12 protein-coding genes are annotated in these 12,183 nt (G+C 35.6%); 6 read left to right on the top strand and 6 right to left on the bottom strand.

The annotated features are described in order from the left end of the window. Positions 1–8 precede the first annotated feature (8 nt). From gyrB to dnaA, 5 genes are all read right to left on the bottom strand, one after another. On the bottom strand, positions 9–1,958 hold the full coding sequence (gene gyrB, locus KUA55_RS16045) for a DNA topoisomerase (ATP-hydrolyzing) subunit B (protein ID WP_218327407.1): 1,950 nt from the start codon (positions 1,956–1,958) through the stop codon (positions 9–11). Further along, the gene (gene recF, locus KUA55_RS16040) at positions 1,959–3,077 is read right to left on the bottom strand and encodes a DNA replication/repair protein RecF (RefSeq protein WP_218327406.1); all 1,119 of its coding nucleotides are present in this window, start codon (positions 3,075–3,077) and stop codon (positions 1,959–1,961) included. It abuts the gene before it with no gap. Continuing rightward, positions 3,064–3,300, bottom strand: a complete 237-nt coding sequence (yaaA, locus tag KUA55_RS16035) for a S4 domain-containing protein YaaA (RefSeq protein WP_218327405.1) — start codon at positions 3,298–3,300, stop codon at positions 3,064–3,066. The genes recF and yaaA overlap by 14 nt, the downstream gene beginning before the upstream one ends. Positions 3,301–3,552: 252 nt before the next feature. Further along, positions 3,553–4,683, bottom strand: a complete 1,131-nt coding sequence (gene dnaN / locus KUA55_RS16030) for a DNA polymerase III subunit beta (RefSeq protein WP_218327404.1) — start codon at positions 4,681–4,683, stop codon at positions 3,553–3,555. A gap of 163 nt (positions 4,684–4,846) precedes the next feature. Beyond that, on the bottom strand, positions 4,847–6,163 hold the full coding sequence (gene dnaA / locus KUA55_RS16025; protein WP_425514627.1) for a chromosomal replication initiator protein DnaA: 1,317 nt from the start codon (positions 6,161–6,163) through the stop codon (positions 4,847–4,849). Between the two features lie 520 nt (positions 6,164–6,683). On the opposite strand from dnaA, the gene rpmH reads away from it, so the two are divergent. From rpmH to jag, 4 genes are all read left to right on the top strand, one after another. Continuing rightward, positions 6,684–6,818 carry a 50S ribosomal protein L34 gene (gene rpmH / locus KUA55_RS16020; protein WP_002293121.1) on the top strand — a complete coding sequence of 45 codons (135 nt, stop codon included), beginning with the start codon at positions 6,684–6,686 and terminating at the stop codon, positions 6,816–6,818. Positions 6,819–6,958: 140 nt separating this feature from the next. Continuing rightward, on the top strand, positions 6,959–7,294 hold the full coding sequence (gene rnpA, locus KUA55_RS16015; protein ID WP_218327402.1) for a ribonuclease P protein component: 336 nt from the start codon (positions 6,959–6,961) through the stop codon (positions 7,292–7,294). A 49-nt stretch (positions 7,295–7,343) separates the two neighbouring features. After that, a complete protein-coding gene (locus KUA55_RS16010; protein ID WP_218327428.1) occupies positions 7,344–8,135 on the top strand; it encodes a YidC/Oxa1 family membrane protein insertase in 792 nt (263 codons plus the stop codon). Positions 8,136–8,147: 12 nt separating this feature from the next. Further along, a complete protein-coding gene (gene jag / locus KUA55_RS16005) occupies positions 8,148–8,915 on the top strand; it encodes an RNA-binding cell elongation regulator Jag/EloR (RefSeq protein WP_218327401.1) in 768 nt (255 codons plus the stop codon). Between the two features lie 21 nt (positions 8,916–8,936). On the opposite strand, the gene KUA55_RS16000 is transcribed toward jag, so the two are convergent. Beyond that, on the bottom strand, positions 8,937–9,635 hold the full coding sequence (locus KUA55_RS16000; protein WP_218327400.1) for a CPBP family intramembrane glutamic endopeptidase: 699 nt from the start codon (positions 9,633–9,635) through the stop codon (positions 8,937–8,939). Between the two features lie 101 nt (positions 9,636–9,736). Here KUA55_RS16000 and KUA55_RS15995 point away from each other — a divergent pair, with 101 nt between their 5' ends. Together KUA55_RS15995 and mnmE are read left to right on the top strand one after the other, a co-directional pair. Further along, the gene (locus KUA55_RS15995) at positions 9,737–10,606 is read left to right on the top strand and encodes a helix-turn-helix domain-containing protein (protein ID WP_218327399.1); all 870 of its coding nucleotides are present in this window, start codon (positions 9,737–9,739) and stop codon (positions 10,604–10,606) included. A gap of 161 nt (positions 10,607–10,767) precedes the next feature. Next, positions 10,768–12,165, top strand: coding sequence for a tRNA uridine-5-carboxymethylaminomethyl(34) synthesis GTPase MnmE (gene mnmE / locus KUA55_RS15990; RefSeq protein WP_218327398.1), 1,398 nt, complete (start codon positions 10,768–10,770; stop codon positions 12,163–12,165). Positions 12,166–12,183 lie beyond the last annotated feature (18 nt).

Genomic DNA, 12,183 nt, shown 5'->3' with positions numbered 1-12,183 from the left:
CCTCCTCATTAAATATCTAAGTTCTTCACATAGTGGGCATTTTCTTCAATAAAGGCCCGGCGTGGTTCTACCCGATCGCCCATCAACATTTCAAAAACTTGATCGGCTTCAATCGCATCTTCTACACTCACTCGTAACATCAAGCGATTTTCTGGATCCATCGTAGTTTCCCATAGTTGATGATCATCCATTTCTCCCAAACCTTTATAACGTTGGACGTTTGGTTTTGGTGAAGCTGGTAGAGCATCGATTTTTTCTTGTAATTCAGTTTCAGCATTTTTGCTTGGTTGAATATACGTAATATTTTTTCCTTGTTTAATTCCGTATAAAGGTGGTTGTGCAATATAGACATAACCTGCTTCAACAATTGGGCGCATGTAACGATAAAATAACGTTAATAACAAGGTCCGAATATGGGCACCATCGACATCAGCATCGGTCATAATAACTAATTTATGATAACGAGCTTTAGCTACATCAAAATCGGCACCAAAACCGGTACCCATTGCAGTAAATAAAGAACGAATCTCTTCGTTGGCTAAAATTTTATCCATGGAGGCTTTTTCAACATTTAGGATTTTTCCGCGAATTGGCAAAATTGCTTGGAATTCTCGGTCACGACCTTGTTTAGCTGATCCACCGGCTGAATCTCCTTCGACGATAAATAATTCACATTTTTCTGGGTCATTTGATGAACAATCAGCCAGTTTCCCAGGTAAGTTAGAAATTTCTAAGGCACCTTTACGGCGAGTCACTTCACGGGCTCTTTTGGCAGCTAAACGCGCTCTAGCCGCTAACATACCTTTTTCAACGATTTGACGACCGATAGAAGGATTTTCCATCAAGAATTTCGTGAAATTTTCCGAGAACAAACGATCGGTTACGGTTCGAACTTCAGAATTACCTAATTTAGTCTTGGTTTGTCCTTCAAATTGTGGTTCTGGATGCTTGATAGAAATAACCGCAGTTAACCCTTCTCTAACATCTTCACCAGAAAGATTTTCATCATTGTCTTTCATAATTTTTTGTTTGCGGGCATAGTCATTGATGACCCGAGTCAAGGCTGTTTTGAAACCAAACTCATGAGTCCCACCTTCATAAGTATGAATGTTATTAGCAAAACTTAAAATATTTGTATGGAAACCGTCGGTATATTGCATAGCTACTTCTACAATAATATCTTGCTGTTCACCTTCAACAAAAACTGGTTCTGGGAAAATAACTGATTTACTAGCATTTAAGTGCTCAACATAGCTCTTAATTCCGCCTTCATAATGGTATTCTTTCAAGACAGGTGTTTCTTCACGCTTATCTTCAATCGAAATTTTTAAACCACGATTTAAAAAGGCTAGTTCTCTTACCCGTGTTGCTAATTTATCAAAATTAAAAACAATACTTTCAGTAAAAATTTCAGTATCGGGAATAAAATGAACTTGAGTCCCATGTTTTTCCGTTTCACCGATAACTTTTAAATCGTCAACTACTGCACCACGACGATATTCTTGGAAATAAATTTTGCCGTTTTTGAAAACACGGACATCTAAGCTACTAGATAAAGCATTAACTACTGACGCTCCGACACCATGCAAACCACCAGAAACTTTATATCCGCCACCGCCGAATTTACCGCCAGCATGTAAAATAGTGTAAACTGTCTCAACCGCTGGTCGACCAGTTTTGGCTTGGATATCAACCGGAATTCCTCGGCCATCATCACTGACAGTGATACTATTATCTGCTTCAATCACCACATGAATATGTGTGGCAAAACCTGCTAAAGCTTCATCAATCGAATTGTCGACAATCTCCCACACAAGGTGATGTAAACCTTCCGTTGAAGTAGAACCAATATACATACCTGGACGCTTACGAACGGCCTCTAAGCCTTCTAAAACCTGAATCTGGCTGGCGTCGTATTCAAGCGCTCGTTCTTGTAAACTTTTTTCTTCTTCTGCCATTTAATTCTCTTTCCTTTCAATCTGACCATTAGATACTTGAAAAATGTCTGGATGAACCGTTAATTTGCCTTTAACGTGGTTTAAAGTTGTCGTTGTTAAAAACGTCTGAACTTTATTCTCAATCGTCTCTAGTAAGTGAATTTGACGGCTGTCGTCTAGTTCACTCATCACATCATCAAGTAATAACAAAGGGTATTCACCCGTTTCTTGTTTCATTAGATCAATTTCTGCAAGCTTAACGCTTAATGCGGTCGTTCGTTGTTGCCCTTGAGAACCATAAACTTGGACATCTAAATCATTCACAAAAAAATGCAAATCATCACGATGTGGTCCAATAAAAGTGTTCCCTTTAAATAATTCACGGCTGCGATTTTTCTTTAACTCTGCTAAAAAAACTTCCGCAATAATTGTTGGATCTTCCGAGTCAATCGGAAAGCTCGCTTGATAAGCCAGCCGAAGCTGTTCTTTTTTATTGGTAATTTTTTGATGCAATTCATTTGACCAGTATTCCAACTGTTTAATGAATTTCAAACGCTGTGCCAAAACTTTACTGCCAAAATCGACTAGTTGTTCACTTAAAACGTCTAAATAAATCTCATCATTGGCTTTCTTTTCTGACAATTGCTTTAAATATAGATTTCTCTGTTTTAAAGTTTGTTGATACTGCGCCAAATCATACAAATAGATCGGATTGATTTGCCCTAATTCCATATCAATAAAACGACGTCTGACTTGCGGCGAACCCTTGACTAAAGACAAGTCTTCTGGCGCAAATAAAATCACGTTTAACTGACCGATATAACTACTGAGTTTTTTTTGCTCGATATGATTAACTTTTGACTTACGGCCTTTTTTTGTTAGCTGTAACTCCAATTCAACTTCTGAGCTTCCTCGTGATATTCGGCCAACAATTTTAGCAAAATCATCCTGCCAACCAATCAATTCTTGCTCACTATTGGTACGATGGCTTCGTGTTAAAGCCAAAACATAGATACTTTCCAATAAATTAGTTTTTCCTTGAGCATTTTCACCTAGGAAAATATTTAATCGGTTAGGAAATTCCATACTTAACGAAGCGTAATTTCGATAATTTGTCAGTTCTAGCTTATTCAGCTGCATCTTTTTTATCTCTGGTCATAAAAAAAGTACCTACTGTAGGAATCTCAATCATCATTCCCGAGTAGAGCTTTCGACCGCGGCGATTTTCTGGTTCACCATCTACAAAGACTGTTTCTTCTGCTAAAAACCATTTCGCTTGTCCACCACTAGAGATTAGATTAATCTCCTTTAACAGCTGGCCAAGTGTCATGTACTCTGTTTCTAGAAAAATTTTTTGTTTCACATTCATCCCTCATTTTCATTTCAGAAACACCTCTATATTATACCCTTTTTCTAAGGATAAAACAAATTTAGCTAGCTTATTTTTCGATTTAAGCAATTTTGATCGTTTTAAGGTTTTTTCCTTAGAAAAGAGTAAAAGGTCTTAAAATTAAATTTAAGACCTTTTACTCTCGTTTTTCTTATTTTAGAATATTTTCAAGAAATTTGTGGAACAAATGAATAACATTTGTTTCTAACTAAGTTATTTCTTAGCTTAGTTTGTTCGAACTGGAGTAATTAATTGAATAAATGACGCTTCTCCTTCAGTTGGCTCTAAAGTAAATGGACGAATCGGCGAAATGAAACGAATTTTAATACTCATATCACCAAAAGCTCTTAAAGCGGCTTTCATATAATCTGGATTAAATGAAATTTCTAATGGATCACCAGTAACTTCTTCATAAACCAATTCTTCCTCAACTTTTCCGATTTCTGGTGAATTCCCAAATAGAACCACTGAATCTGCATTGATGGCTAGACGAACAATATTATTGCGGCCTTCATGAGAAAGTAGCGATGCCCGTTCAATTGCTGCTAATAAAGCTGGTCCAGAAAAATTAATTTCAGTGTTAAAACTGTTAGGAATTAAACGATTGGTATCAGGATAATTTCCTTCTAACAAACGAGAATAGAAATACATAGTTGGTGTTTTAAATAAAACTTGGTTATCCATAATTGAAACTTCAATTTCAGCTTCTTCATCAGGTAGTGAACGAGAAAGCTCCACTAATGCCTTACCAGGAATCACGATATTAAAATCAGCTGTCGCATTTTCAATGGGTACAATTCTTTGACTTAAGCGATGAGAGTCAGTAGCAACCGCTAATAATTGACCATTATCTAAAGTAAAGTGAACCCCAGTTAAAATTGGTCGACTTTCATGAGCAGAAACAGCAAAAACAGTTTCGCTGATTAACTTTGTCAACATGTGGACAGGTAATTTTAATTGATTTTGTTCTTCCACAACAGGTAGGTGTGGATAATTATCGGCGTCTAAACCATTAACGGTAAACTCAGCTGCACCTGAAGTAATTGCTACTTGGTAGTTATCTAAAACTTCTAAAGTAAAGGTATCTTCTGGTAAACGACGAATAATTTCACTGAAAAAACGTGCCTGTAAAACAATTTCTCCAGGTGATTCAACCATCATTTGAGCTTTCTCATCATCAACAGCTAAAAAAGTTTCGATTGAAATATCAGCATTACTCCCAGTCAGATTTAAACTTTCACTGGTTAAAACAATTTTTACCCCAGTTAAAATCGGAATGGTTGTTTTAGAAGAGATAGCTCTTTGGACTGTTTGTAGCTCTTGAATGAAGCGAGAACGATTGATTGTAAATTTCATTTGGTTGTGACTCCTTATATATTTATTTATTAGTAAAATTAATAGTAATAGTAGTAGGTCCTGTGTATCATGTGGAAAACTTAAAAAATGCTATATTCTACAAGGTTTTTAACATGTGGAAAAGCTGTGCATAAAAATTTAATTTTTCCACACTTATTCACAGCTAATTTAAGAGTAGATTTTTCAATTCAGCAATTTCTTGTTGGAATTGATTGTCTTTTTTTACTAACTGAGCAATTTTCTCATGGGCGTGAATCACAGTTGTGTGATCTTTCCCACCAAATTCAGCACCAATTTTTGGCAACGAGCTGTCCGTCATTTCTCTTGATAGATACATAGCAATTTGGCGTGGCACAACGATAGTTTTGACACGTTTTTTCCCTTTTAAATCTTTGACATGGACGTGGTAATATTTTGCCACTTCATCTTGGATTTTACTAATGGACAATTGTGTATTTCCAGTTCCTTTTAAACTTTTCAGGGCATCTGCCGCCACACTTGTTGTAATTTCAGTCTTGTTCATCGCTGAAAAAGCTTGAACACGAACCAAAGCACCTTCTAGTTCACGAATATTGGAATCAATTTGACCGGCAATATAACTTAAAGTATCGTCAGGAATTTCTAAATTCTCCGCTTGGGCCTTTTTCCGTAAAATGGCTGTTCGAGTCTCTAAATCTGGTGGTGTAATATCCACTGATAAGCCCCAAGCAAAACGGGAAACTAACCGATCTTGCAGCTTTGGAATTTCATTAGGTAAACGATCACTCGTTAAAACAATTTGTTTACTATCATTATAAAGATTTTCAAAGGTATGGAAAAATTCTTCTTGTGTTCCTTCCTTATCAGCAAAAAATTGAATATCATCGACTAACAATAGATCAACGTTACGATACTCTTGCCGAAATTCCTCAGATGTTTTGTTTTGAATAGATTTAATGAAATCATTGGTAAAAGTTTCACTGGAGACATAGCGAACTTTTGCCTCTGGATTGATTTCAAGCATTTGATGACCAATGGCGTGCATCAAATGGGTTTTTCCTAAACCAACACCACCATAGAAAAATAGCGGATTGTAAACAGATCCTGGTGATTCAGCAACAACTAGGGCAGCAGCATGAGCCATTTGATTGCCTTTTCCGATAACAAACGTATCAAACGTGTATTTAGGATTCAGCATGCTTTTTTTCACAGTACTTTTGGCAGCCGGTATTTCTGGTTCTACTTTTTTAGCAATACTTACCTGTGGTGCTTGATCTGGTGTAACAAAAATAGGCATAATTTCTTCACCGGTTATCTTATAACCGATTTCAACGATTTTTGCTGCTAGATTTTTCTCCCAATAGGTTTTATGAAGATCGCTAGTTACTTCAATCGTTAATTGTTGATTATCTAAAGACAATGGATTTGCGGTTTCTATCCATGCGTCATAGCTAGCAGGATTCAAGTCCTCTTTGTAGCTAGCTTTTAATTCCTTCCACAGATCTTGTACTGAGGTCAAAGATGTCGCCTCCTAATAAAAAAATTCAGACAGAATTACTTTATCATTTTTTTAAGAAGTTTTCCACAGACAAAGTAAGAAACACTAATATTTTTTAGTTATACACACAGTGGATAAGTTTTCAGTCAAGTTTTTCACAGTTGTAAAAAAAGAAAATGATTTTCTTTGTGGATAATTGTGGATAAAAAATGAATATACACATTTTTTTCACAACGTATAATATTTTATAAAGCCTATAAAGAAAGCACAAATAAAAGTTATCCACAAAAGTTATCCACCTTGTGTATAGATTATTCAGAGATGTTTTTCCTGAGGATAATTTTTCGGAAAAAGCTAAAAAAGAAAAAATACTCGCTGATTTTTCCACAAAAAAATTTTTTTTATACCCAGAAAATGTGGATAAATCAATTATTTTTTCTGAAATTCTTGATTGACAAACCTCTATAAGAGTCGTTATACTACTATGGTATGTCTATGTACTGAAACAACGGAGGTGTAATTAATGAAAAGAACTTACCAACCAAATAAACGTAAACGTCAGAAAGTTCACGGTTTCCGCAAACGTATGAGCACAAAAAATGGCCGTCGGGTCTTAGCTTCACGTCGTCGCAAAGGAAGAAAAGTACTTTCTGCTTAAACCACTGCTGAATCAGTGGTTTTTTTTTGTATTTTTTGGCTTTTTTAAGATCAAGGATTTCTATTAAAAAAGCTGATTCCTGAAATGGAAATATGGTATTATTGGGAAGTATTAGATTTAAGAGAAGTGAAGGAAACTAGATGAAAAAATCGTATCGTGTCAAAAAAGAAAAGGATTTCCAAAGAGTGTTCGATACAGGGGACTCGTGTGCAAATCGTAAATTTGTCGTTTATCGTCTAGCAGATTCTGATCAAACTCATTTTCGTGTGGGTCTATCGGTGGGCAAAAAAGTTGGTAATGCCGTCAATCGTAATCGGATCAAACGACAAATTCGGGCAGTGTTACAAGAATTAAAGCCTGAGATTGCATCGGTTGATTTTATTATTATTGCCCGACCTAGCACAAGAGATTTACATCATGAGGAAATCCGTTCGAATCTGATCCATGTCTTAAAACTAGCGAAAATAATTAAATAGGAAGGAAACAGAATTAGTGAAGAAAAAACACAAGAAAATAGTATTAGCGATGAGTCTATTAGCGCTAGTATTATTATTATCGGCCTGTGGAACTGGGACAGTCGATCAAAATAGTACTGGTATCTGGAGTCGTTACATCGTTTATTATTTTGGTGAAGCGATTAAAGGATTGTCATTTGGTAATGTCGGGGTAGGGATTATCCTATTTACAATAATCATTCGTATTATTTTATTACCATTAATGCACTTCCAAACAAAAAGTATGCGGAAGACCCAAGAGCTTCAGCCAAAAATTAAAGCATTACAAGAAAAGTATTCTGCCCGCGACACAGCAACACAACAAAAGATGCAAGCAGAACAGAAAAAATTATATGCCGAAAATAATGTTAATCCTTATATTGGTTGTTTACCATTATTAGTGCAAATGCCGGTAATGATGGCCTTGTATCAAGCCATTTTAAGAGTACCAGCTTTAAGCCAAGGACAGTTTTTATGGTTGAATTTATCTGAACACGATCAATTTTACATTTTGCCTGTTTTAGCGGCAGTTTTTACATTTTTAAGTACGTATTTATCAAGTATGAGTCAGATCGAAGTCAATGCTTCGGTGAAAATCATGAACTTTGCGATGCCAGTAATGATTTTTGTGATGGCGTTGAATTTAGCCAGCGGGCTAACTCTTTACTGGGTAATTTCGAATGCTTTCCAAGTGGTACAAACATTGTTGATTAACAATCCATTTAAAATTCGTCAAGAGCGTAGAGCAGAAGCAAAGCGAATTCGTGACAAGGAACGGGCTTTAGAAAGAGCCAAAAATCCTAAGAAGAAGAAAAAGAAATAAGGAGGGGTCTTGATGCCTGTCTATGAAGGACCAACTGTTGATGAAGCAATTATGCATGGGTTACGGTCTTTAGGATTGTCTAAAGCTGATGCAGTAATTGAAATTTTATCGGTCGGAAAGAAAGGTTTTCTAGGTGTTGGTAGAAAAAATGCGCAAGTCTCAATCGAACCAACGGTAGCGGAAGAAGTAGCAGAAGCGGTAGAAGAAGTCGTGGAAACAATTGTTGAAGCTGACAATGCCGTTAAAGATGAAATTCCAGTGGCGATTGAAGCTGCCAGTCAAAAATCAACCGCATCAGAGTTAACTGAACTAGAAGATAATGAAGCATTAACTGAATTGGCGCTATATTTAACAAATATTACTCGTGAAATGGGCGTTCCAGCTTTAGTTAAAGTAAAACATGAAAACAACGGTTTAATCGTAATGGATCTGGAAACAGATAAACAAGGGATGTTAATTGGTAAACACGGCAAGATTTTAAATGCTTTGCAATATTTAGCGCAAGTATTTATTCATCGAGCGGCTAAGAATAAATTGTCAGTGATAGTAAACGTTGGTAACTATCGTGAAAAACGGCAAGAAGTTTTGACTCGTTTAGCTAAAAGAACTGCTGAAAAGGTCAAAGAAACTGGTCGACCAGTTTTCCTAGAACCAATGCCAGCTTTTGAACGGAAAATGATTCATTCCGTTCTGGGCCAAGATGACTACATCAAGACCCACTCAGAAGGCGATGAGCCTTATCGTTATTTGGTTGTTGAACCGGCCAAAAAATATTTCTAAAATGAAAAAGCGTTTGAGTCCTTAACGGGGGCTCAAACGCTTATTTTTTTGGGTTAATAGATAAATGATATAGCTGATGATTAATAAAGAAACAGCTAGTATATTCTGGTTAATTGAACCGGGGTTACTGATGACAGCCAATAAATTAAATAAAGTGTGGAATATTATACTTAAATAAATTGTTTTGCTACTGAGGTAAAGAACTGCAAAAACCAACCCTAATAACAATGCATTTATGACCTGTAAAACAACTAAAATCAGAGCAGTATCAGGATTTAAACTACTTGCAAAGTGTAATAAACCAAAAACTAAACTTGAAAACAAAAGATAAATTATGGTTCCTTTTGCTTGTAAATAATAATAAAAAATACCTCGAAATAAGACTTCTTCCACATAACCAACTAAAATCATTTGAAGTAACATGAGAACTAAAAGCGAAAAAGATAGTTTAGATTGTAGACCCAAAACAAGTGGTTGAATCAAAATAATTATGAACATGAACAGCCAATTTTTTCTAGCAATCTTCATTTTTTGAAAACCAAAATTGGTTAATTTTCTTTTCTTCATAAACAATGTCAAAATAATAGCAGCTACTAGAAAAGCACCTATTTGACATAGAATTAAACCTGACTCATTTAATCCTAGAATGGCTCCTGATGCTGTAAAAATACTGATTAATAAAGTCAAACCAAATCCTGCACCAATTAATTTTAAATACATAATAAATTCCTCCAGTTCGCTGTTTTTTCAAGATTACCATGGTGGTGATACTAAGATTTCGCTATAATTCCTGTATACCGGAATTTTGAGGAGTTGTAAGTGTGCAAGGGTCTATAATTAAAGAGATACGCAAGAAAAAAGGGTTAACACAAAAAGAAGTTTATTCAGGGGTGGTTTCAAAAAGTTTTTATAGTGATTTTGAAGCAGGAAAACATGATGTAACTGTTACAAAATTTGTTGGATTATTAAATAATTTGAACATCTCATACCAAGAATTTGAGAACTTTCAGCAAGGAACTGCAGCAAATAAAGTGGATGAATTATATAAAAAAGGACAGTTTGAAGCTCTTTATCAATTTTATTTAGAAAATAGCGATAGTCCCCAAAAAGAAATTCGTTACGATGCCATTCATGCTTATTTACTGGTTTTGTTGACTCATACGAATTTTTATCGTTTTTCGCGAGATCCTTTTAGAGAAATAACAGCAGAACTAGAAAATGCTAAAATGTGGACCTTAAAGGAGATCAAACTAGCGAAATTAGTCTTACTATCGTTGACTGAAGGAGATAAGACAGATGCAAAAAAAATGTTTCACCGGATCAATCAAGAATTAGCCAAATACCTAATATTGGATAGTAAAATCTATTATCAAGAAAGTGCTGATTTGTATTTTAATCGTTTGCAAAGCTTACTTATTCTTAATGATTTAACTTCTGCAAAAGAAACCTTACAGGATTATCAAACAATGCTGCGTGAGAGTGATGACTTATATTTGCTTTTACAATTAAAATTTATCACCAATTTAGTCAATCTTTATTTCGACTTTCCTAATTATCAAAAGAAGATTGAACAATTTATGTTAATGATGAGAGAAATTCCAACTTCTGAAACTCATTTTTATCAAATCATTTTAGATTTACATCTAGAAAAAGCCCGCAATTTTTATCAGCGACAACAAAAGCTTTCTTAAACAAAATAAAAATACCGGTGGCAATTCTTGAAAAGTAACAAAAATTATGCTAATCTAGCAACTGAATTTAATATGTAGCAGTCAAAGTGCTATCCAGCTCAATTGAAGGGGTGGAGTGGGCACTTTTTTTGTGCCGTTAATTACATAAAAGGAGAAAGACAATGGCAGAGATTACTTTAGAATTCGATACAATTGCAGCAATTTCGACCCCACCAGGTGAAGGGGCCATCAGTATTGTCCGTTTAAGCGGCGATGATGCGGTAGAAATCGCCAGCAAATTATATAAAAGTGGTAGTAAAAATTTACAAGAGGTAGCAAGTCACACGATTCATTATGGTCATATGATTGATCCGCAAACGAAACAAGTGGTAGATGAAGTCATGGTTAGCGTGATGCGAGCGCCAAAAACTTTTACCCGTGAAGATATTGTTGAAATTAATTGTCATGGCGGAATTGTGGTAGTGAATCAATTATTGCAGTTGATTTTACGTTCGGGTGCACGTTTAGCAGAGCCGGGAGAATTTACCAAACGAGCCTTTTTGAATGGTCGAGTGGATTTATCTCAAGCAGAAGCAGTTATGGATTTAATCCGTGCTAAGACTGATAAAGCAATGAATGTGGCAATTAATCAACTTGATGGTAACTTATCAAAATTAATTCGTACTTTACGCCAAGAAATTTTAGAAACATTGGCACAAGTGGAAGTAAACATTGACTATCCTGAATATGATGATGTAGAAGAAGTTACAACCCGATTATTATTGGAAAAAACGCAATATGTGGAACAACAAATTGAAGCGTTACTACAAAATGCCAAACAAGGAAAGATCTTACGAGAAGGGTTAAACACTGCTATTATCGGTCGCCCAAATGTCGGCAAATCTAGCTTGTTAAATTATTTACTCCACGAAGAAAAAGCCATCGTTACTGAGATTGCCGGAACAACCCGCGACGTGATTGAAGAATATGTTAACGTACGCGGTGTGCCATTAAAATTAATCGATACTGCAGGCATTCGTGAAACTGAAGACGTGGTGGAAAAAATTGGCGTAGAACGTAGTCGTAAAGCGTTGAAAGATGCAGACTTGATTTTATTGGTCTTAAACCAAAGTGAAGCTTTAACCAAAGAAGACGAAGCGCTATTGATGGCAACAAAAGGCTTAAAACGAATTATTTTGTTAAATAAAACCGATTTGCCTAGTCAAATGGATCCCATTAACTTAGAAAATCTATTACCAACCGATCAAATTTTTGCGATTTCTGTTTTAGAAAATGATGGTTTGGACAAACTGGAAGAAGCTATTTCAACATTATTTTTCGGTGGTCAAACAGGTGAAAAAGATGCGACTTACGTCTCTAACACTCGTCATATTGCCCTACTTGAAAATGCTCAACAGTCCTTAAAAGAAGTTCAAAATGGGATTGCCATGGGGATGCCAGTTGATTTGGTTCAAATAGATATGACCCGTTGCTGGGATTATTTAGGCGAAATTGTCGGTGATAGTGTCCAAGATGAGCTGATTACACAATTATTCAGCCAATTTTGTTTAGGAAAATAAGTTTATTAAAGGAGAAAT

It is taken from the genome of Enterococcus alishanensis (genome assembly GCF_019218635.1).
In the GTDB taxonomy this organism is placed as follows: domain Bacteria; phylum Bacillota; class Bacilli; order Lactobacillales; family Enterococcaceae; genus Enterococcus_A; species Enterococcus_A alishanensis.
The sequence above is the reverse complement of the archived record's forward strand: the minus strand, read 5'-3'. Positions and strand labels throughout refer to the sequence as shown.